This window comes from Janthinobacterium sp. 17J80-10, from assembly GCF_004114795.1.
Classification (GTDB): Bacteria; Pseudomonadota; Gammaproteobacteria; order Burkholderiales; family Burkholderiaceae_D; genus Paucimonas.
Genome location: NZ_CP035311.1, coordinates 2,623,308 through 2,649,348, shown reverse-complemented (window position 1 = coordinate 2,649,348; position 26,041 = coordinate 2,623,308). Strand labels below are relative to the sequence as shown.

22 protein-coding genes are annotated in these 26,041 nt (G+C 60.4%); 13 read left to right on the top strand and 9 right to left on the bottom strand.

Annotated features, from left to right (window positions below):
* The first annotated feature begins 43 nt into the window (after positions 1–43).
* The 3 genes from pmbA (at position 44) to EKL02_RS11845 (ending at position 3,928) form a co-directional block, all read left to right on the top strand.
* Positions 44–1,408: a metalloprotease PmbA gene (gene pmbA, locus EKL02_RS11855; RefSeq protein WP_128902248.1), complete on the top strand. Its 1,365-nt coding sequence runs from the start codon at positions 44–46 to the stop codon at positions 1,406–1,408.
* A 173-nt stretch (positions 1,409–1,581) separates the two neighbouring features.
* A complete protein-coding gene (locus EKL02_RS11850) occupies positions 1,582–2,661 on the top strand; it encodes a TRAP transporter substrate-binding protein (protein WP_128902247.1) in 1,080 nt (359 codons plus the stop codon).
* 187 nt (positions 2,662–2,848) lie between these two features.
* Complete coding sequence (locus tag EKL02_RS11845) at positions 2,849–3,928, top strand: TRAP transporter substrate-binding protein (RefSeq protein WP_128902246.1); 1,080 nt, start codon at positions 2,849–2,851, stop codon at positions 3,926–3,928.
* Positions 3,929–4,066: 138 nt separating this feature from the next.
* Here EKL02_RS11845 and EKL02_RS11840 read toward each other — a convergent pair whose 3' ends face one another.
* From EKL02_RS11840 to argH, 3 genes are all read right to left on the bottom strand, one after another.
* The gene (locus tag EKL02_RS11840) at positions 4,067–5,770 is read right to left on the bottom strand and encodes a TRAP transporter large permease subunit (RefSeq protein ID WP_128902245.1); all 1,704 of its coding nucleotides are present in this window, start codon (positions 5,768–5,770) and stop codon (positions 4,067–4,069) included.
* Positions 5,767–6,309: a TRAP transporter small permease subunit gene (locus tag EKL02_RS11835; RefSeq protein WP_128902244.1), complete on the bottom strand. Its 543-nt coding sequence runs from the start codon at positions 6,307–6,309 to the stop codon at positions 5,767–5,769. The genes EKL02_RS11840 and EKL02_RS11835 overlap by 4 nt, the downstream gene beginning before the upstream one ends.
* Before the next feature lie 241 nt (positions 6,310–6,550).
* A complete protein-coding gene (argH, locus tag EKL02_RS11830) occupies positions 6,551–7,945 on the bottom strand; it encodes an argininosuccinate lyase (protein WP_128902243.1) in 1,395 nt (464 codons plus the stop codon).
* A 193-nt stretch (positions 7,946–8,138) separates the two neighbouring features.
* Here argH and EKL02_RS11825 point away from each other — a divergent pair, with 193 nt between their 5' ends.
* Entirely contained in the window at positions 8,139–9,119 is a 981-nt protein-coding gene (locus tag EKL02_RS11825; protein ID WP_241687700.1) for a histidine kinase, read from the top strand.
* Positions 9,119–9,937 (top strand): LytTR family DNA-binding domain-containing protein, encoded by an 819-nt coding sequence (locus tag EKL02_RS11820; protein ID WP_128902241.1) that lies wholly within the window; start codon positions 9,119–9,121, stop codon positions 9,935–9,937. Before EKL02_RS11825 ends, EKL02_RS11820 begins: the two co-directional genes overlap by 1 nt.
* 42 nt (positions 9,938–9,979) lie before the next feature.
* On the opposite strand, the gene EKL02_RS11815 is transcribed toward EKL02_RS11820, so the two are convergent.
* Both EKL02_RS11815 and ppc read right to left on the bottom strand, forming a co-directional pair.
* Complete coding sequence (locus tag EKL02_RS11815; protein ID WP_128902240.1) at positions 9,980–10,402, bottom strand: hypothetical protein; 423 nt, start codon at positions 10,400–10,402, stop codon at positions 9,980–9,982.
* 123 nt (positions 10,403–10,525) lie between these two features.
* The gene (ppc, locus tag EKL02_RS11810; RefSeq protein ID WP_128902239.1) at positions 10,526–13,357 is read right to left on the bottom strand and encodes a phosphoenolpyruvate carboxylase; all 2,832 of its coding nucleotides are present in this window, start codon (positions 13,355–13,357) and stop codon (positions 10,526–10,528) included.
* A gap of 135 nt (positions 13,358–13,492) precedes the next feature.
* Between ppc and hemC the strand changes: the two genes are divergently transcribed.
* The 6 genes from hemC to EKL02_RS11780 all read left to right on the top strand — a co-directional run bounded on the left by hemC (position 13,493) and on the right by EKL02_RS11780 (position 19,928).
* Positions 13,493–14,437, top strand: coding sequence for a hydroxymethylbilane synthase (hemC, locus tag EKL02_RS11805; protein ID WP_128902238.1), 945 nt, complete (start codon positions 13,493–13,495; stop codon positions 14,435–14,437).
* Positions 14,438–15,208 (top strand): uroporphyrinogen-III synthase, encoded by a 771-nt coding sequence (locus EKL02_RS11800; RefSeq protein ID WP_128902237.1) that lies wholly within the window; start codon positions 14,438–14,440, stop codon positions 15,206–15,208. It begins immediately after the preceding gene.
* A complete protein-coding gene (locus tag EKL02_RS11795) occupies positions 15,205–16,338 on the top strand; it encodes a uroporphyrinogen-III C-methyltransferase (protein WP_128902236.1) in 1,134 nt (377 codons plus the stop codon). The genes EKL02_RS11800 and EKL02_RS11795 overlap by 4 nt, the downstream gene beginning before the upstream one ends.
* Entirely contained in the window at positions 16,338–17,534 is a 1,197-nt protein-coding gene (locus tag EKL02_RS11790; RefSeq protein WP_128902235.1) for a heme biosynthesis protein HemY, read from the top strand. Before EKL02_RS11795 ends, EKL02_RS11790 begins: the two co-directional genes overlap by 1 nt.
* A 71-nt stretch (positions 17,535–17,605) precedes the next feature.
* Positions 17,606–18,148 (top strand): inorganic diphosphatase, encoded by a 543-nt coding sequence (ppa, locus tag EKL02_RS11785; RefSeq protein WP_128902234.1) that lies wholly within the window; start codon positions 17,606–17,608, stop codon positions 18,146–18,148.
* A 160-nt stretch (positions 18,149–18,308) separates the two neighbouring features.
* Positions 18,309–19,928, top strand: coding sequence for an HDOD domain-containing protein (locus EKL02_RS11780; RefSeq protein ID WP_241687699.1), 1,620 nt, complete (start codon positions 18,309–18,311; stop codon positions 19,926–19,928).
* Between the two features lie 32 nt (positions 19,929–19,960).
* Here EKL02_RS11780 and EKL02_RS11775 read toward each other — a convergent pair whose 3' ends face one another.
* Positions 19,961–21,013, bottom strand: a complete 1,053-nt coding sequence (locus EKL02_RS11775) for a serine/threonine-protein kinase (protein ID WP_128902232.1) — start codon at positions 21,011–21,013, stop codon at positions 19,961–19,963.
* 74 nt (positions 21,014–21,087) lie between these two features.
* Positions 21,088–22,236, bottom strand: coding sequence for a GNAT family N-acetyltransferase (locus tag EKL02_RS11770; protein WP_128902231.1), 1,149 nt, complete (start codon positions 22,234–22,236; stop codon positions 21,088–21,090).
* A gap of 31 nt (positions 22,237–22,267) precedes the next feature.
* Between EKL02_RS11770 and EKL02_RS11765 the strand changes: the two genes are divergently transcribed.
* Positions 22,268–23,887, top strand: a complete 1,620-nt coding sequence (locus EKL02_RS11765; protein ID WP_128902230.1) for an NAD+ synthase — start codon at positions 22,268–22,270, stop codon at positions 23,885–23,887.
* Positions 23,888–23,949: 62 nt separating this feature from the next.
* On the top strand, positions 23,950–24,288 hold the full coding sequence (locus tag EKL02_RS11760) for a P-II family nitrogen regulator (RefSeq protein WP_128902229.1): 339 nt from the start codon (positions 23,950–23,952) through the stop codon (positions 24,286–24,288).
* A 73-nt stretch (positions 24,289–24,361) separates the two neighbouring features.
* Here the strand turns inward: EKL02_RS11760 and EKL02_RS11755 are convergent, their stop codons facing one another.
* Together EKL02_RS11755 and trxB are read right to left on the bottom strand one after the other, a co-directional pair.
* On the bottom strand, positions 24,362–25,006 hold the full coding sequence (locus tag EKL02_RS11755) for a Smr/MutS family protein (protein WP_128902228.1): 645 nt from the start codon (positions 25,004–25,006) through the stop codon (positions 24,362–24,364).
* Positions 25,007–25,026: 20 nt separating this feature from the next.
* A complete protein-coding gene (trxB, locus tag EKL02_RS11750; RefSeq protein ID WP_128902227.1) occupies positions 25,027–25,986 on the bottom strand; it encodes a thioredoxin-disulfide reductase in 960 nt (319 codons plus the stop codon).
* Between the last annotated feature and the right edge of the window lie 55 nt (positions 25,987–26,041).

Below are 26,041 nucleotides of genomic sequence, written 5' to 3'. Positions count from 1 at the left end.
TTGCGGTCAAAGCCCTTATCCCCAGAAAGAAGACATTCAGCCCATGAGCGATTCCGTATTTACCCACAGCCAGGAACAGTTGCAGCAACTCGCACAGGATGTGTTGCGCTACGCAAAGGAAAAAGGCGCATCCGGTGCGGCGGTCGATATCAGCGAAGGCAGCGGCCTGGCTGTGACTGTGCGCAAGGGAAGTATCGAAACCATCGAGCAAAACAAGGACAAGGGCATTGGCGTCACCGTCTACATGGGTGCGGAGGGCCATATCCGCCGCGGCAATGCCAGCACTTCGGATTTTTCCCGGCAAGCCCTGCAGGATACGGTCGATGCGGCCTACAACATCGCCCGTTTCACTGCGGAAGATGATTGCGCGGGCCTGCCGGACGCCGATTCCCTGGAAATGGCGCCGCTGGACCTGCAGCTGTGCTACCCCTGGCTGATCGGCGCCGATGAGGCCGCGGAACTGGCGCGGCGCGCCGAGGACGCGGCGTTTGCCGTCGACAAGCGCATCACCAATAGCGAAGGCGCCAGCGTGTATGCGCAGCAGTCGCAATTCGTGTCGGCCAATTCGCGCGGCTTCATGGGCGGCTATCCGTTTTCGCGGCACACCCTGTCGGTTGCGCCGATTGCGGGCAAGGGCGCCCACATGCAGCGCGACGACTGGTATTCCTCGATGCGCGACCCGGCCAGGCTGGCTGCGCCCGAAGCCGTTGGCCGGTATGCCGCCGAACGCGCACTGGCGCGCCTGAACGGGCGCAAGCTGGATACCCGCAAGTGCCCGGTCCTGTTCGAGGCGCCATTGGCTGCCGGATTGCTGGGGGCCTTTGTGCAGGCAGTGTCGGGCGGTGCGCTGTACCGTAAATCGACTTTCCTGCTCGATACGCTGGGCAAGGCAGTCTTTGCGCCGCATATCCAGATTGTCGAAGATCCGCACGTGGTCGGCGCAGTCGGCTCAGCCCCTTTTGACGAGGAAGGCGTGAAAACGCACCGTCGTGACGTGGTGCGTGACGGCGTCGTCGAGGGCTATTTCCTTTCAACTTATTCGGCGCGCAAGCTGGGCATGAAAACGACCGGCAACTCCGGCGGCTCGCATAACCTCAAGCTGTTTTCATCCAGGGCAGCGCCCGGCGACGATTTCAAGGCCATGCTGAAAAAGCTGGATACCGGCTTGCTCGTGACCGAGTTGATGGGGCAGGGCGTGAACTACGTCACGGGCGACTATTCCCGCGGCGCTTCCGGCTACTGGGTCGAAAATGGCGTGATCCAGTACCCGGTGGAAGAAATTACGATCGCCGGCAACATGCGCGAAATGTTTGCGCAAATTGCCGCGATCGGGACTGATACGCTGATCCGCGGTACCAAGGAAACCGGTTCTATTTTGATTGAAAGCATGACGATTGCAGGAAGTTGACACCTTGTTCTAGCAGCTGTGTAACGATAATTGCGCGGCCAATGTTGCGTTGCGGTAGATGCTGGCGTTGCGACATTTTGAATTTCACAATAAACTGCCCTTGCATTTATTGCCATCCGGAAACTCAAAAGCTTGTTGGCCAGTGAACTGTGAACCTAATAAAAGGAGACGATATGGAACGGCGGTCATTCTTGAAAAAAGCAGCGGTCGGCGCATCTGCAGGTGCAATTGCCGCACCGGCGCTGGCGCAATCGCAACCGACAATCAACTGGCGCCTGGCGTCGAGCTTTCCCAAATCGCTGGATACTATTTACGGTGCGGCAGAAACGTTTTCCAAGCGCGTCTCGCAGCTCACCGGCGGCAAGTTCAATATCCGCGTATTCGCCGGCGGCGAAGTTGTCCCGGCACTCCAGGTGCTGGATGCGGTACAGGCAGGGACCGTGGAAATGGGGCATAGCGCGTCTTACTACTATTTTGGCAAGGATCCGACCTTTGCTTTTGATGCGGCAGTGCCGTTTGGCTTGAATTCGCGTCAGCAGACTGCCTGGTTCGATCAGGGAGGCGGACGTGAGTTGACGCGTGAATTCTTCCGCGACTATGGCGTGATGAATTTCCAGGGCGGGAACACCGGTGCGCAAATGGGCGGCTGGTTTCGCAGGGAAATCAAGACGGTCAAGGACCTGAATGGGCTGAAGATGCGCATCAGCGCATTTGCCGGACGCGTAATGCAGCCGCTTGGGCTGGTGCCGCAGCAGATCGCCGGCGGTGATATCTATCCGGCGCTGGAAAAAGGCACGATCGACGCTGCTGAATGGATCGGTCCCTACGACGATGAAAAGTTGGGCTTCAACAAGGTGGCGCCGTTTTACTACACGCCGGGCTGGTGGGAGCCAAGCCTGCAGGTATCTTTTTACATCGGCATCAAGGAATGGGAAAAGCTGCCAAAGGAATACCAGGCCGCCGTCGAGACCGCCACCTATGAAGCGCATGTGGTGATGCAGGCAGAATACGATGCCCGCAACCCGGCCGCATTGGCGCGCATGTTGAAACAGGGCGTGAAGCTGCGTGCCTTTTCCAAGGAAATCATGGAGGCGTGCTCTAAATCCGCTACCACCTTCATGGAAGAAGAAGCATCCAAGAACGCGAAGTTCAGGAAGATTTACGAGCCCTGGAAACGGTTCCGCCAAGACCAGAATCAATGGTTCTCGGTGGCGGAATCGAGCATGCAGAACTTCATGATCAGCCGTAAATAAACAGGCGTTTTTGCTTCGCGACAGAAAAGCCCGTATGGCCGCAAGCCTTGCGGGCTTTTGTCCACGAGTCGATATTGATGCGGCGCGATGTGGCTTTCAGTTGCGATGCACACGGCCCTGCCTCTACAATTCGCATTGTGATGAAGCAACTTCGTCGTATTTGAAATTTAATCCTTGAGGAGACCCTATGGAACGTCGTTCCTTTCTAAAAAAAGCAGCGGTTGGTGCCTCGGTCGCAAGCGTAGCTGCGCCTGCACTGGCGCAATCGCAACCGACGATTAACTGGCGCCTGGCGTCGAGCTTTCCCAAATCCCTGGATACGCTATTTGGCACTGCTGAGGTGTTTTCCAAGCGTGTTTCTCAATTGACAGGCGGTAAATTCAATATCCGCGTGTTTGCCGGTGGTGAAATCATTCCGGCACTGCAGGTCGTTGATGCAGTCCAGGCGGGTACCATCGAAATGGGGCATACCGCCCCGTACTATTATTTCGGCAAGGATTCGACATTTGCGTTCGACTGCGCCGTTCCCTTCGGCATGAATTCCCGTCAGCAGACCGCCTGGTTTGATCAGGGCGGCGGACGCGAACTGCTGCGTGATTTCTACAAGGATTACGGCATCGTCAATTTCCTCGGCGGGAATACCGGCGCGCAAATGGGGGGCTGGTTCCGCAAGGAGATCAAGACGCTGAATGACATCAAAGGCTTGAAGATGCGCATCAGTGCATTTGCCGGCAAGGTCATGGCGCCATTGGGCCTGGTGCCACAGCAATTGGCAGGTGCCGATATTTATCCGGCGCTGGAAAAAGGCACGCTTGACGCGGTCGAATGGACCACGCCATACGATGATGAAAAGCTTGGCTTCTACAAGGTCGCGCCTTACTATTACGCCCCGGGCTGGTGGGAAGCAGGCGCGCAGCTGTCATTCTATGTCGGCATTAAAGAGTGGGAAAAGCTGCCGAAGGAATACCAGAGTGCGATCGAAGCCGCGTCTTACGAAGCCCATGTCACCATGCAGGCCGAATATGATGCGAAGAATCCGGCTGCGCTGGCGCGACTGATCAAGAGCGGCGCCAAGTTGCGTTTCTTCTCCAAAGAGATCATGGAAGCCACCTACAAGGCTGCGATGCAGACAATGGAAGAGGAAGCTTCCAAGAACGCGAAATTCAAAAAGATTTACGAGCCGTACCAGCGTTTCCAGCGTAACCAGAACCAATGGTTCTCGGTGGCGGAAGCGCCGATGCAAAACTTCATGGTCAATCGCAAGTAAATAGTAAAAAAGAGTCAAGGACTTTGGTAACCCGCAGCGCGCAAGCCCTGCGGGTTATTTTTTATCCCTGACTAATGGAGCGGCATAAAAAAACCCGCAGGCCAATGCATGCGGGTTCCAGGGGGCGGCACTGCCGGATTATTTTTTGTCGTCTTCGGTGGAGAAGTTCAGTTGCGGCGCTTCGTCATCGCTGCGCTTGTTTTCTTCGCTCATCGGGCTCTCGATCACCAGCCCTTCGGAAGGTGTCGAGGCGATGCCTTTGTCAAGCAAGCCGGTAACCATTTGCGGGAACGCAATGACAAGCGCAACCATGATGATTTGCAGGCCAACCCACGGTAATGCTCCCCAATAAATATCCGAGCTTTTCACTTCCTTCGGCGCTACGCCGCGCAAGTAGAACAAGGCAAAACCGAAAGGGGGATGCATAAATGAGGTTTGCATATTTACGCAAAGCATGACGCCAAACCAGACCAGTGCCGCCGCGGCAGCCGCCTCCGGACTTCCCATGCTTTCGAGCAGTACAGGGGTGAGGACTTTTTGCGCGACCGGCGCAATCATTGGCACGACAATGAATGCAATTTCAAAGAAATCCAGGAAAAACGCCAGGAAAAATATGAACAGGTTTACGACGATTAAGAACCCGATCCAGCCGCCGGGAAGCGAGGTAAATAAATGTTCGACCCAGAGGCCGCCGTCAACTCCCAGAAACACAACTGAAAAACAGGTGGAGCCGATCAGAATGAAAACCACCATCGCAGTCAGGCGCATGGTTGACTGATAGCCCTGCACAATCAGATCATGCAATTCGCGCATGCGGGTTGCGCGAATCAGCAGCCAGACGATAACCAGATAGACGACGACCAGTGCAGAGCGCAGGAATGGCATGGCGGCTGCACTGACGCCAATTTCCGTTGTATAGAAAAGCGCACCGATGAGGGCGGCGGCAGCCAGGCAGAGCATGCCGGCACGAAACACAAGCCGGTCCCGGCGCGTGAATTCCTTGCTGCGCAAGACGGCAAGGATGACTGCGCCAAGCGCACCCATTGCTCCTGATTCCGTCGGCGTGGCGATGCCAAGCATCATTGTTCCCAGCACCATGAAAATCAGCACTGCAGACGGAATAATGCCTCGCAAGCATTTTTTCCAAAGCGCCCAGCCGTGCAATGTCCGCGCTTCTTTCGGCAGTGCAGGTACCCAGTCAGGCTTAATTCGCGACAAAATGAATGTGTAGAGCGCAAACAAGCCAATCTGTACCAGGGAAGGGCCCCATGCGCCCAGGTACATGCTGCCGACGTCGGCACTTGCCGTGGGCGTTCTCAGTTGGTCCGCCAGAACCACCAGGACCAGCGAGGGGGGGACAAGTTGCGTGATGGTGCCGGATGCTGCAAGAACGCCCGTGGTGTAGCGCATGTTGTAACCGTAGCGCATCATCACCGGCAGGGAGATCATTGTCATCGTAATCACTTGGGCAGCGACCGTTCCCGTAATCGCACCCAAAATGAAGCCGACGATGATGACGGAATAACCGAGTCCGCCTCGTATCGGGCCGAACAACTGCCCCATCGAATCCAGCATCTCTTCGGCCAGGCCGCACTTCTCAAGAACGGCCCCCATGAATGTGAAAAACGGGATCGCCAGCAGCAAGTCGTTTGCCAGGACGTTGCCAAATATCCGCTGTGGAACCGCTTGCAAATAATTGACGCCAAAAAACCCTAATTCAATGGAGACGATGCCGAATGCCAATCCGAGCGCGAGCAATGAAAAGGCGACCGGGAATCCGACCAGCATGAACAACACCAGGCCGCCGAACATCAGTGGCGGCATATATTCGATTGGGATCATTGCACGGGTCTTTCGTATTTGGCGTCAAGATGAACCTTGCCGGCAAGTGCGGCAACGCGTTTGATCAGTTCGGAAATGCCTTGCAGCGCAAGCAGGGCGAATCCCAGCGGGACGATCACCTTGATCGGGTACAGCGGCAGTCCGCCGGCATTGGAGGATTGCTCGAGAATTCCCCAGGACGGAAGAAACAGGGTTTTCCAGGAAAGCCAGGTAAACAGCAAACACGCCGGCAGCAAAAAGAAGATGACGCCGAGGGCATCAATGTAATGTTGAATTCGCTCGGACACATGGCCGTAGATTAAGTCGACCCGGACGTGTTCATTTCGCTGAAAGGTGTACGGCGCACCCAGCATGACGGCGCCGGCAAACAGATACCACTGTAATTCCAGGGGCCAGTTGTTGCTCCAGTTGAAGCCATACCGGAGCAGGGCATTGGCCGCGCTCACGATACAGGAAAGCAGAATCATGAGATTTGCCACCCGACCGACGGCATGGCTAAATTTGTCTATCCAGCGGGATAGACGCAGGAATGGTTGCATGAATATCTCCTGTTGTTTATTGGCAACCAGATCGTGCAAGGTGCCTGATTTATTTACATGCCTGTCAAGACGGCCGCGCACTAACACTGCTTTACTTGAGTGACGTTCTCTTTATATTTTCAGCGAAACCGTTTATTTTTTGCGCAACTAGCCTTACATAAATCTCTTGAAGTATATGTCTTTTCAACGCGGGCAACAGTAGTTTAATGGCAGCCCGGACTGGTCAGCGCCCGGGCGCAATTCAGCCAAGTTGGGCGCGCAGGCGGACAATGGCGGCGCGGACCTGGTCGGGCGCAGTACCGCCGACATGGTTGCGCGCTGCAACAGATCCTTCCAGCGTCAGCACGGCGTAGACGTCGGCTTCGATCAGGTTGGAAAACTTGCGCAAGTCTTCCAGCGGCAGGTCGGCGAGATCGCAGGCGCGATCATCGCAGCTGCGTACGGCGCGCGCCACCGCTTCATGGGCGTCACGGAACGGCAAGCCTTTCTTGACCAGGTAGTCGGCCAGATCGGTGGCCGTGGCATACCCCTGCAGCGCAGCGGCGCGCATGGCGTCCGGTTTGACGGTAATGCCGCGCGCCATGTCGGCAAAGATGCGCAGGGTATCGGTCACGGTGTCGACCGTGTCGAACAAGGGTTCCTTGTCTTCCTGGTTATCCTTGTTGTAGGCGAGCGGCTGGCCTTTCATCAAGGTAAGCAAGGCGACCAGGTGGCCGTTGACGCGGCCAGTCTTGCCCCGTGCCAGTTCCGGCACGTCCGGATTCTTCTTTTGCGGCATGATCGACGACCCCGTGCAGAAGCGGTCGGCGATATCGATGAAGCCGACACGCGGGCTCATCCAGATCACCAGTTCTTCGGACATGCGCGAGACATGGGTCATGACCAGGGCAGCGGCAGCGCAAAACTCGATGGCGAAGTCGCGGTCGGAGACGGCGTCCAGGGAATTGTGGCAGACGTCCTCAAACCCCAGGGATTGCGCCACGCGGGCGCGGTCGATCGGGAAAGTGGTGCCGGCGAGGGCAGCGGCGCCCAGCGGCAGGCGGTTGACGCGGCGGCGGCAGTCGGCCATGCGTTCTGCATCCCGCCCGAACATTTCGACGTAGGCCAGCATGTGGTGGCCGAACGTGACTGGTTGCGCCACCTGCATGTGGGTAAAGCCAGGCAGGATGGTGTCGGCATGTTGCTCGGCGAGGTCCACCAGGGCGAGCTGCAGGCTGCGCAGCAGGGCGGTGATATCGTCGATTGCGGCGCGCACGTACAGGCGGATGTCGGTTGCGACCTGGTCGTTGCGCGAGCGTCCGGTATGCAGGCGCTTGCCGGCATCGCCGACCAGCTCGGTCAGGCGTTTTTCGATATTCAGGTGGACATCTTCCAGGTCGAGCAGCCATTCAAAGCTGCCGGCCGTGATTTCAGCTTCGATCTGCGCCATGCCGCGGCGGATATCTTCCAGGTCCTGGGGCGTGATGATGCCCTGGTGCGCCAGCATTTCGGCATGCGCAAGCGAGCCCTGGATATCGAAGTGCGCCAGGCGCTTGTCAAAAAACACGGAAGCCGTGTAACGTTTGACGAGGTCGGAGACGGGTTCGGAGAAGCGGGCCGACCAGGCTTCGCCCTTCTTGGAGAGTTGTGCTGTCATAATGGCGGTGGCATTTTTACCCGTGCGCGCCGCATAATGGCGCACATGCCGGATAATTGAGGAAGGCAACATTATAAGACAAGCGCGCCGCTTCCCGTGTCGCGCCCAATAACAACTCTGCATTTTTATGCCGCCAACCAGCGTCTCACGCCCGCAAATTGACATTGTGATACCGGATTGCTGCAATATCGGTGTGGTTTTTCGCGCGCTGCTGGCGGTCAATGCTGCCTTCCTGGCCGGCATTCTCCTGCAAACCAGCGGCTGGCAAGTCGGCATCTCGAAATTCATCGAAACGTCCACCCTGATCGAAATGGTCAGCCTGCTTTCGCTGATGGCGTTGTGCGGCATGCGCAAGCTTGTGCACAGCATGTCGCCGTGGCTGCAGCGCGTCCTGTGCGCGCTGGTGCCGGCGGCCATTGCCAGCCTGCTGGTGCGCCTGCTGTCGTTGAGCGCCTTGTTTTCCGACAGTTTCGCAGGTCTGCATCCCGCGGAGGCGGCACTGGTTGCAGCCCTGATCGGCATCGCGCTGCAGCATTACTTCGAGTTGCGCACCCGGGCATTTTCTCCGGCGCTGGCGGAGGCGCGGCTGCAGGCGCTGCAGGCGCGCATTCGACCGCATTTCCTTTTCAATAGCCTTAACGCCGTGCTGTCGCTGATCCGTACCGAACCTCTGCGCGCGGAAACCACGCTGGAAGACCTCGCTGAACTGTTTCGCGTGCTCATGCGCGATGCGCGCGACCTGACCACGCTGGAGCAGGAAATCCGCCTCTGCCGCCAGTACCTGTCGATCGAGAAAGTGCGCCTGGGCGAGCGCCTCCAGGTGAAATGGAATCCGGTCGACATCAGCAAGGAAGTGTTGCAGCGGGCGCAGATCCCGGCGTTGCTGCTGCAGCCTTTGCTGGAAAATGCCGTGCATTACGGTGTCGAGCCGGCCAGTGACGCAGCCCTGATCCAGATTGATATCCGGCGCCAGATGGACCGGATTGAAATCATGATCGCCAATCCTTATCATGGCGACGTTGCCACAGGTGGCAACAAGATGGCCCTGCAGAATATCCGCCAGCGCCTCGCGCTGCTGTACGATGTCGAAGCGCAGTTGAGCACTTCGGTCGAGCAGGGCTTGTTTGAAGTCCGGCTGCGCTTCCCCTATGTAAAAACCAGAAAGGATGCCTGATGACACCCCGCCTGCTGATTGTCGACGATGAGGCACCGGCGCGCGCACGCCTGGCCATGCTGTTGTCCGACATCGCGGAGGAATGTCCTCATGTCCTGGTAGGCGAGGCGGCACACGCCCAGGCCGCGCTGGATGTGATTGCCACGACGCGCACGGATATCGTGCTGCTGGACGTGCAGATGCCCGGCATGAGCGGCATCGAACTGGCGCGCCACCTGGCTGCGACCGAGGCGCCGCCGGCCATCATTTTTGTCAGCGCCTTCGATGAATTCGCGCTCAAGGCATTCGAAGTGCATGCCCTCGATTATCTCCTCAAGCCCGTGCGCGCCGCCCGCCTGGCCGACGCAATACGCCGTGCGGGAACATTGATGGCCGTGCCGGCGCAAAAGCAGGCGCTGGCATCGGTTTCTGAAAGCCTGCACCAGCAGCGCCGTAATTTTTCCGTGCAGGAGCGCGGCCGCCTGCTGCTGGTGCCGGTTGAAGATGTGCTTTATCTCAGGGCAGAGGCCAAATACGTCAGCCTGCGCACAGCTGCGCGCACCTACCTGATCGAAGAATCGCTGAGTTCAATCGAGGAAGAGCTTGGCGGGTTGTTCGTGCGCGTGCACCGTAGCGCGCTGGTTGCGCGCAGCGCCGTGCAAGGCGTGGAACGCGCTCCGCTGGGCAGCGACGCTGATGGCGAGGCGGACCGCAGCGATAAGGGGGAGCGGATCGACAGGACGCAGGAAACCTGGCAGGTGATCGTGCGGGGACTGACTGAGCGCCTGCCGATCTCGCGCCGGCAATGGCCGCAGGTCAAGGCGCTGGTGCGTTGCTAGAGGCCTGGCACCGGCGCCAGGGTGGCGTTGCCACCACTCGCTTTACGACATCCTGCCCATGAAGCTGCGCGCCATCAGCAGTTCTGCCTGAGCCTCTTCTTCGCGGCGCCGGCGTTCAATCTCGGCGCTGCTTGGCTTGGCCGGTTCCGGCGTTGCCGGACGCGGGCTGGCGGCAGCCGCAGCGGTTGCGACAGCGGTCACTGCGGCTACCGACGCGACCGAAGCCGAAGGCGAGGGCGCTGTGGTCCTGGTCGCAACATCTCCTGTCACTTCGGCCAGACCCTGCGCGACCAGAGACGCCAGCAAATGGTCCATGTCGTCGCCCTTGAGCATGCCGAACAAATCGTCGCGGCTGCGCTTGCCATCAATAAAAATCAGTATCTGGCGCATGCGTTGGGAAAGGCCGGCTGCGCGCGTCTTGATCTCTTCCTGACCTTTGGGAGTCTTGGAATACACATTGCTCATTGTTGCCTCCATCAAATGATGACGGTAATCGTTATGCCCGTGCCTGTTGTTATTGCTGTCCGGATCGTTGTCCGTGTGATTTGTCCGGTTCAGCGTGGCTTGGGTTGTCTCCTGGGGGGAACCTCAGCCTGTATTGCGCAAGCCTGCTGCTACCCCATTTATCGATAAATGTATTCCTCGATGTACCCGTACGTCAACCTTTTCTTGCTTGTTCGCAACATTTCGGTGTCTTTTGATTAATTCCACCTGCAAATGATTCAAGGGATCGAGGTAGGCAAAGCGGTTTTTGATCGAGCGCGCCAGCAAGGGATTGCCAGCCAGGCGCTCCGTTTCACCGGTAATCAAGGTGAGCGATGCCACTGTCTGCTCATGTTCGTCGACGACGCGCTTGAAGACCGCATGGCGCAATTTTTTGTCAGCGACCAGGCCGGCATAGCGCGAGGCCACTGCCAGATCGGTCTTGGACAAGACCATGTCCATGTTCGAGAGCAAAGTGGCGAAAAAGGGCCATTGCCGCACCATCGCGCGCAGGGTGGCCAGGCGCGCGGACCGGGCGCCGGGGCCATCCTCCAGCCAGGAGGCCACGGCGCTGCCGAAGCCATACCAGCCGGGCAGAAGCAGGCGGCACTGGCCCCATGAAAAGCCCCACGGGATGGCGCGCAAATCCTCGATCCTGCGGCTGGCCTTGCGTGAGGCCGGACGCGAGCCCAGGTTCAGCTCGGCGATTTCGGCAATCGGCGTGGCGGCGAAAAAGTAGTCGGTAAAGCCGGGCGTTTCGTACACCAGCGCGCGGTAGGCGCGGTAGGCGCGTTCGGACAATTCTTCCATCACGCCTTCGAATTTTGCCAGTTGCGCCGCCAGTTTCGGATCGCTCGCATGCGGCAGCAGGCTGGCCTCCAGTGTGGCGACTGCCAGCAGTTCCAGGTTGCGCCGGCCGATTTCGGGGTTGGAGAACTTGGAGGCGATGATTTCGCCCTGCTCGGTCAGGCGGATCTGGCCATTGACGGTGCCTGGCGGCTGCGCCAGGATCGCTTCGTAGCTTGGGCCGCCGCCGCGGCCGACCGTGCCGCCGCGGCCATGGAACAGGCGCAGCGTGATGCCGCGTGCGCCGAACAGCGCAACCAGCCTGGTCTCGGCCTTGTAAAGTTCCCAGTTCGAGGTGAGAAAGCCGCCGTCCTTGTTGGAGTCGGAATAGCCCAGCATGACTTCCTGCAGGGCGCCCTGGTGCGCCACCTGGCGCTGCACCAGGGGCAGCGCCAGCCATTCATCCATGATGCCGGCCGCGTTGCGCAGGTCGGGAATGGTTTCGAACAGCGGAATGACCATCAGTTCGACGCATTCGCCGTCGGGCTGGCGCAGGCCGCATTCCTTCTGCAGTAGCAGCACTTCCAGCAGATCGGAGACGGTTTCCGTATGCGAAATGATGTAATTGCGGATGGCGTGCGCACCGTAGCGACGGCGGATTTCGCGTGCGGCGCGCAGGATTTCAAGTTCGGTGGCGGTTTCTTCGGAATAGCCGAGGTAGGGCGAATACAGCAGGCGTGGCTGCGCGAGTTCAGCCAGCAGCAGGCGGCGCTTTTCCTCTTCGCCAAGGTCGGCATAGGCGGGTGCTACGCCTGCGCGGGCAAAGAGTTCCGACAGGACGCGCTCATGCACATCCGAACTCTGCCGCATGTCCAGCGTGGCCAGGTGAAAGCCGAAGACTTCCGAGGCGCGCCTGATGGCCGCCAGGCGCGGCCGCACCAGCACCGCGCTTTTGCGCGATTCCAGCGAATCGACCAGGATCTGAAGCTCTGCGGTGAATTCCGCAGCCGACGCATAGGGTGCAGCCGGGGCTACTTCCTGGCGCAGCACATTGCTGGCGCCAAGCTGGCGCGCGGTCGCGGCCAGCCGCGCGTATACGCCGACCAGGGCGCGCCGGTAGGGCTCATCCTTGCGGTGCTCCGAAGTATCGGGCGAGGCATCTGCCAGCGCCTGGAGTGCGGGGCTGACATCGACGCGCAAGGTGGAAATCGACAGCTCGGCCCCCAGCGCATGGCATTCGTCCAGGTAAAAATCGAGGATGGCGGTGGACTGCCGTTCCAGCGCGTGGCGCATGGTGCCTGCATTGACGTTCGGGTTGCCGTCGCGGTCGCCGCCGATCCAGCTGCCCATTTGCATGAACGCCGGCAGCCTCTGGTTGGCGGACGAGCCTTTTTGCGGCGGAAAGCGGCTTGCGAGCTCGTCTTCCAGGTCCTGGTACAGCCCTGGCAATTCGTGCAGGAAGGTGATGCGATAGTAGGACAGGGCATTTTCGATTTCGTCGGCCACTGTCAGCTTGTCAAAGCGCAGCATGCGGGTCTGCCAAAGCGTGGCGACCTTGGCGCGCAGGAGTTCGGTGTTGGCCGCCAGTTCGCGCGGCGTCAGCTGGCGGTCGCGCTCGGCCAGCAGGTTGGCGATGGCGCGCTCGGCATCGAGAATGCTCTTGCGCTGCACTTCTGTCGGGTGTGCGGTCAGGACCGGGCTGATCAGGGATTTTCCCAGGAAGTCGCGCACCGCGTTGCCACTGATGCCGGCAGCCTGCAGGCGTTCGAGTGCCAGGGATATGGTGCCGGGCTGAGGCGCCGAGCCGGCCAGCAGGTGGGCTCGGCGGCGGCGGATGTGATGCTGGTCTTCGGCGATATTGGCCAGGTGCGAAAAATAGGAAAACGCCCGCACCACGGAAATGGTCTGGTCACGCGTGAGTTTTTTCAGCAGGCGATCCAGGTCGGCGCTGGCCTGGGTATCGGCTTCGCGGCGAAAGCGTACGGCAGTCTGGCGAATGGTTTCCACCACCGCGAATGCCGCCTCGCCTTCCTGCTCGCGCAAGACATCGCCCAGCAGCCGGCCAAGCAGGCGGATATCTTCCCGCAGCGGAGCGTCCTTGTCGGCGTCAGTTTTTGCGGTGCGGGTGGAAGTGGATGGTGGTCTGGTCATGGCTTTGAAGGAAATCAGTAATATTGTTGAGGCAGGGATGGCTTGTGGCCAGTGCCGGCAAGGGTGCGCGTGATAAAATTTGTGGCGAAATCTACGCTGTACGATGGCATCGCCTAATTTTTGAAAGACCTGGTTTTGAAATCTCCTGTCCCCTCCAAGCTGGTAATTGCATCGCGGGAAAGCCGGCTCGCCATGTGGCAAGCCGAGCATGTGCGTGCCCGCCTGTCTGCATTATATCCAGAGTGCTCCATTGAAATTCTCGGAATGACCACGCGCGGCGACCAGATTCTTGACCGCACCCTGTCAAAGGTAGGCGGCAAGGGCTTGTTCGTCAAGGAACTGGAAGTAGCCATGGCCGAAGGCCGCGCCGACCTGGCGGTGCATTCCCTCAAGGATGTGCCGATGGATCTGCCGGAGGGATTCGAGCTTGCTGCCGTGCTGGAGCGTGAAGACCCGCGCGATGCCTTCGTTTCCAACGATTATGCCGGTCTTGAGGCGCTGCCCGCCGGCGCCGTCGTCGGCACCAGCAGCCTGCGCCGCCAGGCGCTGATTGCGGCGCGCTATCCGCACCTTGTGATCCGGCCATTGCGCGGCAATCTGGATACGCGCCTGGGCAAGCTTGACCGGGGCGAATATGCCGCCATCATCCTGGCTGCCGCCGGCCTGAAGCGGCTTGGCCTGCCTGAGCGCATTCGCGCCGTGATCGCGCCCGAGCAAAGCCTGCCGGCGCCAGGGCAGGGTGCCATGGCCATCGAGATCCCGGCCGGTCGTCCCGAACTGCAAGCCTTGCTGGCGCCCCTGAATCACGCCGCCACGGCCCAGGCGGTAGCGGCGGAGCGTACCGTTTCCAAGACCTTCGGCGGCAGTTGCCAGATCCCGCTGGCGGCCTTTGGCACGGTCGAGGCCGGCATCATGCACTTGCGCGCGATGGTGGCAACGCCCGACGGCAAGCGCATTGCCACCGCCGAGGCCAGCGGCGCCGCCGACGCCCCGCACGTGCTGGGAAAACAGGTGGCTGAAGCGTTGCAGGCCCAGGACGCAGCGGCGATCCTGGCGGCTTGCCACACCGACCAGGCCTGAATGCCGCGGCCAGTCGTCATTACCCGTCCTGCCGCCCAGGCTGGCGAACTGGCCAGCCTGGTAGCCGCGCTCGGCCGCGAGGCAGTGTTGTTTCCGCTGCTGGAAATTCACCCCTTGCCCGATCCGGCGCCATTGCAGGCGGCCCTGGCGGCCCTCGAACGCTATGCCCTGGTGGCTTTTGTCAGCCCGAATGCGATCGATGCGGCATTTGCCGCGCGCCCCATGTGGCCTGCCGGGATGACGCTGGCTGTTGTCGGAGAAGGCAGCCGCATGGCGCTGGCACGGCACGGCGTCACCGACGGCAATGCCACGATCCTGCGGCCGCTCGACAGCCGGCGCAGCGATTCCGAGGGCCTGCTGGCGGCGCTGGATAAATCTTTGTTGCCCGGCAAGGAAGTTCTCATTATTCGTGGTGAAAATGGCCGGGAGTTGCTCGCCGATGCCCTGCGTGCCGCCGGCGCGCGGGTCACCACGGTGGCGGCGTACCGGCGCAGCGCACCCGTCCCGGAGGCGGGACAGTTTGCCCAACTGGTGCGCCTGATCGAAAGCTCATGCGACTGGATCGTGACCAGTTCCGAAGCCATGCGCAATCTCGTGGAAATCGTTGGCCAGGCAGGCGGGGAAGGCGCCGTGGCAAAAATGCAACAGCAACACCTCTTGCTGCCGCACGCGCGCATCGCGGAATCCGCACGCCTGATGGGTTTTATGAACATAACAGAAACCGGATCAGGCGACGAAGGTCTGCTTGCCGCGTTACAATCCAGACCATGAACGAATTGCCTCCTTCTGCTGACCCAATGCCGCGTCCCGAGTCCGTGCCTGCCACGCCCGCCGCCGCGCCTGTCGAACCTCTGGCCCGCACCGGCAAGGGCATCCAGCGCCTGCTGACGCTGGCGCTGCTGGCGCTGGCCCTGTTGCTGGCGGTGCAATGGTGGAGTACCAACAAGGAATTGAAAAGCCTGCGCAACACCTTGGCCCAGCGGCTGCAGAGCGGTGAAGTCCTGAACAGCGAAACCAGGATGCTGGCCAAGACCGCCCAGGATACGAGCAAGGAATTGCAAGCCAAGGTCAATGTTCTGGAAAACAAGCAAGCCGAGTCGCAAAATCAACAAATTGCCCTTGAGCAGCTCTACCAGGAATTGTCACGCAGCCGGGATGACTGGGCGCTGTCTGAAATCGAGCAGGTATTGTCAACCGCCAGCCAGCAGCTGCAACTGGCTGGCAACGTGCCGGGGGCTCTGATCGCGCTGCAAAATGCCGATCGCCTGTTGTCGCGTTCGGACAAGCCGCAATTCATTACCCTGCGCCGCGCCATCGCGCGCGACCAGGAAAAGCTCAAGTCCCTGCCGATCGTCGATACGACCGGCATGGCGTTGCGCCTGGATAGCGTGATCGGCCAGATCGATAACTTGCCGCTGCTGTCGGATGAAAAGCCGGTCGTGCCGGCGACCCTGCCGAAGAATGCCCGCATCAAGCCTGCGCCAGCGTCCGGCGCGCCAGCCGCCGCCGCTTCCGGCGAATGGATGACCACCGTGCGCAACAAGTGGGATAGCTGGAGCAGTGAAATCTGGCTGGAGATCAAGCAATTGGTCCGCGTGCGCGAAGTCACCACGCCTGAAGCCTTGCTGCTGTCGCCCACCCAGGCGTATTACGCCCGCGAAAACCTCAAGCTGCGCCTTCTGAGCGCGCGCCTGGCGCTGTTGTCGCGCAATGAATCGGCGTTCCGCAACGATATTCTGGCCGCGCAAGACACGATCCTCAAATATTTCGACACGCGCGCCAAGCAGACCCAGGCCGCGCAGGCACTGCTGCGGCAGGTTCAGAACAACAACCTGTCGATCGAGATGCCGACGCTGGCTGACAGCCTGAATGCCGTGCGTAATTACAAAGCTGCGCCATAATGCGATTCTTCCTCTGGCTACTTTTCATTCTTGCGGCAGCCGTCGGCCTGGCTGCCGTGGCGCGTTTCAATCCCGGCAACGTGGTGTTTTTCTATCCGCCATACCGGATCGACCTCTCGCTGAATTTCTTCCTGGTGGCGGCGGCACTGCTGTTTTTCCTGCTGTATTTCGCCATGAAGGCGTTTGATGCCACCATGAATATGCCGCAGCGCGTGGCGGCTTACCGCCGCAACAAGCGTGAGCGCGAAAGCAACAAGGCGCTGCGTGACGCCCTCAAGGCCTTGCTGGAAGGCCGTTTTGGCCATGCCGAGAAAGCTGCCGCACGTACTGCCGATTCTGCCGAAAATGGCGGGTTGGCTGCGCTGATCGGCGCCCAGGCAGCGCACCGCATGGACCAGGCCGCGCGCCGCGACCAGTGGCTGGCGAAGATCGCTGACGACAACGCCTTGAAAACGGCACGCCTGATGACCAGCGTCGATTTGCTGGTGGATGGCCGCGAGCCCGACGCTGCCCTGGCAGCGGTCGGAGAATTGAATGCCAGCGGCACGCGCCACATCCATGCCTTGCGCCTGGCCTTGAAGGCCAACCAGCAGGCGCAGAACTGGCCTGAAGTCTTGCGCCTGGTGCGCTCGCTGGACAAGCACAACGCGCTGCATCCGGCATTGTCGCGGCGCTTGCGCGCCATGGCTTATGAGGCGCTGTTGTCGGACAGGACCCATGATGCCGAGTCGATTCGACGGGTCTGGACCGATGTGCCGGCTGCCGACAAGTTGCAGCCGCTGGTCGCCTTGCATGCGGCGGACAGTTTCCATGCCAGTGGCCTGCAGGGAGAGGCGCGCGCCGTGATCGAAAAGGCATTGGCCGCGGAATGGGACGAGCGCCTCCTGCGCGCCTATTGCCGTTCTGCCGCGGCAGAAGGCTCGCCCGAGCTGCTGGCGCAAATCGAGCGCTGCGAGTCCTGGCACGCAGAGCGTCCGGCAGATGCCGAGCTGGCGCTGACCCTGGGCGTGCTGTGCCTGAAGCAGAAATTGTGGGGCAAATCCCAGCGTTTCCTCGAGCAGGCCCTGGCCGATGCCGATGACAGCGCGACCTTGCGCGAAGCTCACCTTAAACTGGCGCAGTTGCACGAAGCGCTGGGCCAGGAGAAGCAGGCGCAGGCGCATTACCGCCAGTGCGCGTTGAGCGGCTTGATTTAGGCAAATCCGGTTTGCTCCCCTGGTTTTATAATTTCATTTCAACCTAGCATTTTCAATCAAGAGAAACCACCATGAGCCTGAATAAAGTACCTGCCGGCCGCGATTTGCCCGAAGATTTCAATGTCATCATCGAAATTCCGATGAATGCCGATCCGATCAAGTATGAAGTGGACAAGGAATCCGGCGCCATTTTCGTCGACCGCTTCATGGGCACGGCCATGCATTATCCGTGCAACTACGGTTACGTGCCGCAAACCATCGCTGGCGACGGCGATCCGGTCGACGTGCTGGTGATTACGCCATTTCCGCTGATTCCCGGCGTCGTGGTGCGCTGCCGCGCCATCGGCGTGCTGAACATGACGGACGAAGGCGGCAGCGATGCCAAGGTGCTGGCGGTTCCCGTAGACAAAATCCTGCCGATCTACAAGCACTGGCAAAAGCCGGACGACATCAACGAACTGCGCCTGCAGCAAATCCAGCATTTCTTCGAACACTACAAGGATCTGGAAAAGGGCAAGTGGGTCAAGGTCGATGGCTGGGCGGGTCCGGATGCGGCCAAGGCTGAAATCATGGCTGGCGTGGAAGCCTTCAAGAAGGATGCAGCCGAGGCTTGATGCACAATCCGCCTTCGAGCAGAGAAAGCGCACACGGGTTGTGCGCTTTTTTTATAAATAATGTCACGAATCGGCATATCCGCTGCGGAGCGATTGTTTCCATGGTCTGATTACGCTAGATTGGGAAACATATACCCCCAAAGACAAGAGGATGCACGCTGTGCCGAACCATTCGGAAGAATCAAAGATTGCTGCAGCGCCGGACAGCGATGCACTGCAAGCGGTACGTGAAGAGCTACTTGAAAAAATCAGTGCCAATGGCAACCTGCCGGCGCTGGGGAGTTCCGTCTCGCGGGTGGTGCAGCTGGCGTCCTCGGATGACGAGGCGGTACGCAGCCTGGCGCACTTCATCATGTCCGACGTCGGGCTGACGCAGAAAATATTGCGCATCTCCAATGCCGCCTGTTTTCGCAGCCATGCGTCGAATTCGCCGGTGACCACGATTTCCAAGGCAATCTTCCTGCTGGGCTTTGACACGGTGAAGACTTGCGCGCTCGGCATGTTGCTGGTGGATCGCATGCCCGGTAGCCGTGCCGCTGGCGTGCGCGCAGAATTGCTGCATGCGCTTTCCGCCAGCATGTTCGGCCGTGAACTGGCGCGCCGCAGCCAGTTGAAGGATGCCGAGGAAGCCGCGATCGCTGCCCTGTTTGGCAACATTGGCCGTCTGCTGGTCGCTGCGCATGACCATACCCTGTATGCCGAAATCAATGCGCTGGCGAGCGAGGGCATGGCCCCTGCCAAGGCGGCGCGCGAGGTGATCGGCAGCAGTTACGAGACCCTGGCGGAAACCGTCATGACCGCCTGGGATATGCCGGATTCCATTATCCAGGCACAGGCGCCGTTGCCTGCCGGCCCCGTGCGGTCGCCCCGCAATCGCCAGGAATGGATACAGCAAGTCGCCGCTTTCAGCAACGCCGCCGCCAAGGTGCTGGCCCAGCCGGACAATCCAGACGCGGCCATCGCCGCGCTGCTGGGGCGTTTTGGCGCTGCGCTGAACCTGGACCAGGCCAGGCTTGGCGCCATGCTGGCGACTGTCGCCGAAGAAACCGCTGCCATGGCCAGCCAGCTGAAACTGGCGCCGGTGGCGCCTGCAACAGTTGCAGCGCCGACGCCGCCGGAACCCGACAAAACCCCCTCCTTGTGGCGCGCGCTGGAAAGCGATGATGGTTCCTTGCTCGGCTTGCCGGCGGAGTTTTTGCTGCAGGCCGCAGGCGATGAAGACCCGCTGCAGACAGTCGGGCGGCATGCCAGCGGCAAGCCGCTCAATGCGCGGGAGCTGCTTCTGGCCGGCGTTCAGGATGTGACGGAAATGATGGCGTCCGGCCGATGCAAGGCCAATGACCTGATCATGCTGGTGCTGGAGACGATTTACCGTGGCATGGGATTTCGCTTTGCCACCGTGTGCATCAAGGACATCAAGAGCAACCAGTTCCGCGCGCGCATTTCGCTTGGGGAGAACAATGTGGCGCGCCAGGCCGGTTTCGCGTTTTCGGCGACATCCTCGCGCGACCTGTTTCATCTGGCGATGGCCAATGAAGCCGATCTGCTGATTTCAGATGCCACCGACGCCAAGATCCGCGACCTGATTCCCGCATGGCACCGCGCCTTGCTGCCGGATGCCCGCAGCTTCATCGTGCTGCCGCTGGTGGTGCAGAAAAAGCCGCTCGGGCTGTTTTATGCCGACCGGATCTTGCCGGCGAGCGAGGGCGTGCCGCCTGACGAGACCGCCATGATCAAGACATTGAAAGGGCAGGTGGTGGCAGCCCTGAGCTCGCGCTAGCGTCCTGTCGCGGTCCCCGCCGGTGCTGCCGGTCAGGGCAGGAAGCGGCTGCCGAGCACGGCAGCGCCACCGGCCAAAGCCAGCAGGCCGGCGAGCCAGGCGAACCGTTTCAACGCAGGGCGGGAGGCTTCGCCTGCGCCATCGTCTTCTTCCATCTCCGGTTTTGGCTTTTGCGGCCGACGTCCCTTAACCAGGTAGCGCTTGATATCGTTGGCCATCTCGTGCGCATGCTGGTAGCGTTTTTCCGGGCGCTTCTGCATGGCCTTCATGACGATGAGCGACAATGCTTCCGGCACTTCGGGGTTGACCTCGTGCGGTGCCGGCGGCGTCTTCAGGGCGATCATCTGCAGCAGCTTTTCTGTGTCGCGCGACTGGAAGGGCTTGCGCCCGGCCAGCATTTCATACATGACCGCGCCCAGGGCGTAGATGTCCGAACGGGCATCGGCCGGCTCGCCGCAGGCCTGTTCCGGCGACATGTAGGTGGGCGTGCCCAGGATGTTGTTATGGAAAAGGGTGTAGGGCGCATCGTTGGTCTGCGCAAACTGGTCGGCGACACGGTTGGGCGAACGGGCAATGCCGAAATCGACGATTTTCGGCTGGTTTTCGCCGACCATGAAAATGTTGGCCGGCTTGATATCGCGATGCACCACGTCGTTGCGGTGGGCGTAATCGAGCGCATCGGCGACTTTCCAGATGATGGTGGCGATATCGTTGAGCTCGAAGGGATGTTCACGCGCCAGGAGCCGGCTCAGCTCGCGCCCCTGCAGGTATTCCATGGCAATGTAGGTCAGTCCGCCCTCGGTATTGGCATCATAGATCGTGATGATATGCGGATGCGACAGGCGCCCTGCGGCACGTGCTTCATTGATCAGCTGTTCCTCGTGCTTCTTGCGTTCGATCTGCGAAAGCTTCGGATTGAAAGTCTTGAGGGCAATCTGCCGGTCGATGATCGGGTCCTGTGCCAGATAAACCACACCAATGGCGCCGCGTCCGAGTTCACGAAGGATAGTGAAACGGCCAACCCGTTTAAGTTCCGGTGGGGCGGGGACGACCTGTTTTAGTGCGGGGGCATGTGGACTTGTCATGACTTGGCAGCTTGCACCCAAGGTCTGTAACTTGCAATTACTTGTTGTTGTTAAATTGCAAATCTAACATTTGTTCACACTGCAGTTAACATTTTGAAGGGTGCGTGCTCGTTCAGTTCATCGATATAGGCGCCCATGCCGCTGCTTTCCCGGCGCAGGAAATGCCGGATTGCGTCGGCAAATGCGGGTTCGGCGATCCAGTGGGCTGACCAGGTCTGGCGCGGCAAGAAGCCGCGCGCCAGCTTGTGTTCGCCCTGGGCGCCGCCCTCGAAAGCGGGAATGCCGCGGCGGATGCAAAATTCCAGCGGCTGGTAATAGGCCGTTTCGAAATGCAGGCAGGGGACCTGTTCGAGCGCGCCCCAGTAACGTCCGTAAAGTGCGTGCCGGTCATGCACCACCAGCGAGGCGGCGATCGGTGCGCCATCGCGCTCGGCCAGCACCAGCAGGATATGTTGTGGCATGGTCTTGCCGATGCGCTCGAAAAAGGCTGGATTCAGGTACGGCGTTGAATGGTGTTCGGCATAGGTGTTGGCGTAGCAGCGGTAAAAAAAGCCCCAGTCGGCCGCCGTCGCCTCCGTGCCCTCGACCTGGCGGAATGTCACGCCGGCTTCGGCTACCTTGCGGCGCTCGGCGCGGATGTTCTTGCTTTTCTTGCGCTCCAGGGTGGACAGGAAATCGCTAAAGTCCGCATAACCGCGATTCTCCCAATGGAACTGCACGCCGCTGCGCAGCATGAAGCCGGCTTGCTGCAATAGTTGCGCTTCGGTTTCGGTGGGAAAAAGCACATGGGTGGATGACAGCCCGGCATTTTTCTGCAGTTCGCCCAGGGCGGCCACCAGTGCCTGGCGCGCGGCATCGTCGCGCGCCAGCAGGCGGTTGCCCGATACGGGCGTAAAGGGGATGGCGGCCAGCAGCTTGGGATAATAGGGCAGGCCATGGCGACTGTAGGCATCGGCCCAGGCCCAGTCGAATACGTACTCGCCATAGGAGTGCGACTTGGCGTAGAGGGGCAGGGCCGCGTGCAATGCCTTGCCTTGCCACAGGCACAGGTATTGCGGTCGCCAGCCGGTATCGGCGCTGGCGCAGCCGGTGTCATGCAGGGCTGAAAGAAAGGCGTACGACAGGAAGGGATTGGCGTCGGTTTGCCGCGCCACCAGATCATTCCACGCGGCCTCTCCGATCGCGTCCAGAGAGGAAACGATACCCATGCGATAATTCGACATCAAACCAGTCCAAGCAATCAGATCGACAGCCATGACAGTCAAAGTCGCCATAGCCCAGATGAACAGCACCGTCGGCGACCTCGCCGGCAATTCCGTGAAAATAATCGAGCAAGCCCGCCGCGCCGCAGCGCAGGGTGCCCATATCGTGCTCACGCCGGAATTGTCGCTGGTCGGCTACCCGCCCGAGGATTTGCTGCTGCGCCATTCATTCTACGCAAAATCCGCGCAAGCGCTCGAAGCCCTGGCAGCCGAGCTTGCTAGTCTGAAGGATTTGCGCGTGGTGGTGGGCCATCCGCTGGAACAGGATGGCAGCCGCTACAACGCCGCATCGGTGCTGTGCAATGGCGCGATCATCGGCACGTATTGCAAGCATGCCTTGCCCAACGATACGGTGTTCGATGAAAAACGCTATTTCACCGCGGCCGATGCGCCGTACGTTTTCGAGGTTGGCGGCGTGCATTTCGGCATCAACATCTGTGAGGATACCTGGTCATCGCAGGCGCCGCTGCGCGCCCGGGAAGGCGGCGCGCAAGTCTTGCTGGTGCTGAATGCCTCGCCCTTCCACATGAACAAGCAATCCCAGCGTCACGAAGTCATGCGCACCAATGTCAGTGCGCACGGCCTGTCACTCGTGTATGCCAACCTGGCCGGTGGCCAGGACGAACTGATTTTCGATGGGAATTCCTTCGTGCTCGACCAGCAAGGGCAGATGTGCGTGCAACTGCCCCACCTGGAAGAAGACTTGCGTATGGTCGAATTCAATGGCGCGGCACCTGTGGCGCAGCCCTTGCCGGCCGAGCAGCCCATCGAAGCGCAGGTCTACCAGGCGCTGGTGCTGGGCGTGCGCGACTATATCGGCAAGAATGGTTTTCCGGGGGCGATCATCGGCCTGTCCGGCGGGGTCGATTCGGCGCTGGTGCTGGCGATCGCCGTCGATGCGCTCGGCGCCGACAAGGTGCGCACGGTGATGATGCCTTCGCCCTATACGGCGGATATCTCCTGGATCGATGCGCGCGACATGGCCGAGCGGCTGGGCGTGCGTTACGATGAAATCCCGATCGTGGATTGCTTTGCAGCGTTCCGCAACACGCTGGCACAGGAATTCGCCGGCACGAAGGAAGACGCCACCGAAGAAAATATCCAGGCGCGCATCCGCGGCACCTTGCTGATGGCCTTGTCCAACAAGTTCGGCGCCATCGTCCTGACCACGGGGAACAAGAGCGAGATGGCGGTGGGGTACTGCACATTGTATGGCGACATGGCCGGCGGTTTTGCCGTGATCAAGGATATTGCCAAGACCCTGGTGTACCGTTTGTGCGCCTGGCGCAATGCGCAAAAGCCCGGCCAGCCGGTCATACCCGAGCGGATCCTGACGCGCGCACCCTCGGCCGAACTGCGGCCGGACCAGACCGACCAGGATTCCTTGCCCCCTTACGACGTGCTGGACGGCATCATGCAACTGTACATGGAGCAGAACAGGAGCCAGGGCGAAATCGAGGCTGCCGGTTACCGCCGCGAAGACGTCGAACGTGTCACGAAACTTATCAAGATCAATGAATACAAGCGGCGCCAGGCGCCAATCGGTATCCGCGTCACGCATCGCGCTTTCGGACGCGACTGGCGCTACCCGATTACGTCAAAGTTCCATTGATGCACGAATTCGGGAATAATCCCGATAATTATCCAATTTCATCCGAACCCAGGGAGCCCCATATGAAACAGATCGTCGCCATCATCAAACCTTTCAAGCTCGACGAAGTGCGTGAAGCGCTGGCGGACGTCGGTGTTTCCGGCCTGACCGTCACCGAAGTCAAGGGTTTCGGTCGCCAGAAAGGCCATACCGAGTTGTATCGCGGCGCCGAATACGTGGTGGATTTTTTGCCGAAAGTGAAAATCGAGGCAGTGGTCGACGATGCGGTGGTCGACCAGGCAGTCGACGCCATCATCAAGGCGGCGCGTACCGGCAAGATCGGCGATGGCAAGATTTTCGTGCGCAGCGTCGAGCAGGTGATTCGCATCCGTACCGGCGAAACCGGCCCGGACGCCGTTTAAATCGGCAGCTGCTTGACAAAAAGGGTTCTCCTTGTGAGAACCCTTTTGCATTGCGGGCCCGACCCTGCGCGTTTCAGCTTTGCGCTTTTAACAGCACGATCAGCGCGCCGGCGCCGCCATCGGCAGCCGTTGCCTGGCAAAATGCGATCACTTCGTCTTTTTGCACGAGCCAGTTGCGAACCTTGTTTTTCAGGACGGGCTTTTTGTTCACCGACCCCAGCCCCTTGCCGTGAACGATGCGCACGCAGCGCCGGCCGCGCTTGACGGTGTCGCGCAAGAATTCGCCCAGCGCTTCGCGCGCTTCATCAGTGCGCATGCCGTGCAGGTCGAGCTGACCCTGGATGACCCACTGGCCGCGCCGCAGCTTGCGCAGCACGTCAGAACCGATGCCCGCGCGGGCATAGCTTAGCGCTTCATCGCTTTCGAGCAGGGTTTCGACGCTGAATTCATCCGACAGCGATTCCTTCAGCGCTGCCTCTTCATCGGCCTGCGACTGGCGCGCAAGCGGCGCCGGTGGCGCGGGGGTATGGCTGATCTTGTCCGGGGAGGGCAGCGGCTTGATGTTGCCGCCGATGCTGCGGCGGAACAGGTCGGCCTCGCGCTGCGCCTCTTCCTCGCGGCGCGCGCGCTCCGCAGCCTCGGCCTTGCGGGCTTCTTCCTTTTGCTTGAGTTCCGCGCTCAATGACTTGAGCGCGGCGAAATCCTTGATGGCGGCCATTGCGGTTCACCTTGCAAGATTTACTTGTCTTCCAGGCCTTCGAGGTAGCGCTGGGAATCGAGCGCCGCCATGCAGCCGGTGCCGGCGCTGGTGATGGCCTGGCGATAGATGTGGTCCTGGACATCGCCGGCGGCGAATACGCCGGGAATATTGGTCCCGGTGGCGCCGCCCTCAAGGCCGGTCTTGGTCTTGATGTAGCCGTTGTGCATGTCGATCTGGCCTTCGAAGATCGACGTATTGGGCTTGTGGCCGATCGCGATGAAGAGGCCGTGCACGTTGAATTCGCCGGTGCTGCCATCGGCCGTCGACTTGATGCGTATGCCGGTGACGCCGGAGGCGTCGCCCAGCACTTCATCCAGGGTATGGTTCCATTTGACCTCGATCTTGCCTTCGGCGACCTTGGCCATCAGGCGGTCGATCAGGATCGGCTCGGCGCGGAACTTGTCGCGGCGGTGGATCACGGTGACCTTGCTGGCGATGTTGGACAGGTACAGCGCTTCCTCGACCGCGGTATTGCCGCCGCCGATCACGGCGACATCGCGGCCACGATAGAAAAAGCCGTCGCAGGTCGCGCAGGCGGACACGCCACGGCCCATGAAGGCTTCTTCCGAGGGCAGGCCCAGGTATTGTGCCGAGGCGCCGGTGGCGATGATCAGGGCGTCGCAGGTATAGGTGCCGGCGTCGCCGACCAGGCGAAACGGCTTTTCATTCAGATAAGTCGTGTGGATATGGTCGAACACGATCTCGGTCTGGAAGCGCTCGGCGTGCTGCAGCAGGCGCTGCATCAGTTCCGGGCCTTGCACGCCCATCGGGTCGCCCGGCCAGTTTTCGACGTCGGTCGTGGTCATCAGCTGGCCGCCTTGCTCGACGCCGGTCACCAGCACCGGCTTGAGATTGGCGCGCGCGGCATACACGGCGGCGCTGTAGCCGGCCGGGCCGGAACCAAGAATCAGTACTTTGGCGTGTTTGGAAGTGGTCATAAGCGGGTCTCGGGAAGAAATTTATAGATAAATGCGCGCGCAAGCAGTGCAAAAT